We start from the raw sequence: 630 nt of genomic DNA on the forward strand, positions 1-630 counted from the left end.
CGTCTACGTGGCTCTCCAGGGCATCGGAGGGGATGGAGCGGATGTGGTTGCGCAGGATGTTCGCGTTGGCATGCCGGTAGGTGCCGATCCGGGCGGCGGCCATGGTGTCTGATGGATGTTCCTTGTCCGGGATCCCTCTCCCCACCGTAGCGTCGCCGATTTCTTCGATCAGGTCGCGATTGTCCTGGTTGAGCAGGAAAGGAGAATCGCCACACAGACGGATTGGCAGGCTGTTCATCATGTAGCGATCGCACTCGCGTCAGAACTGGCGGAAGCCAGAGTGCTCACAGGTTGTGTTGCCCTGTTTGCTGCTTGCGGTCCGGGTCAGTCTGGCGTCTGTCGGGTAGAGGAATGGGCTAGTGCGCGATTGGGAGCGGACATTGGGCCAAGGTTTGCGGTTAGGTTGACCACCTAGCTGGAGCGCGGCGCCAGCTCAACCTGGGCGTCTTGAGGGTCAGGGGCCGGAGCATCGGTCTCTGAGCTGAGCTGCTGCTTCTAGGACTTGACGTAGGCATCCTGGGTGAGCTTGGCCACCTGGCCGGTGTGGTTAACGAGCGGAGCCTTGAGGGTCAGTTCGTCGTTGTGGGTCGGCGTTGTGTTTGGAGTCGGGAATGATCTGCAGGTTATCGA

1 protein-coding gene is annotated in these 630 nt (G+C 60.6%); it reads right to left on the reverse strand.

The window, feature by feature from the left end; translation table 11 throughout:
- Window positions 1-241: hypothetical protein (locus tag CRD60_RS08685; RefSeq protein WP_130473091.1), on the reverse strand; the 241-nt coding region annotated here is incomplete at its 3' end.
- Between the last annotated feature and the right edge of the window lie 389 nt (window positions 242-630).

It is taken from the genome of Bifidobacterium aemilianum (genome assembly GCF_003315635.1).
In the GTDB taxonomy this organism is placed as follows: domain Bacteria; phylum Actinomycetota; class Actinomycetes; order Actinomycetales; family Bifidobacteriaceae; genus Bifidobacterium; species Bifidobacterium aemilianum.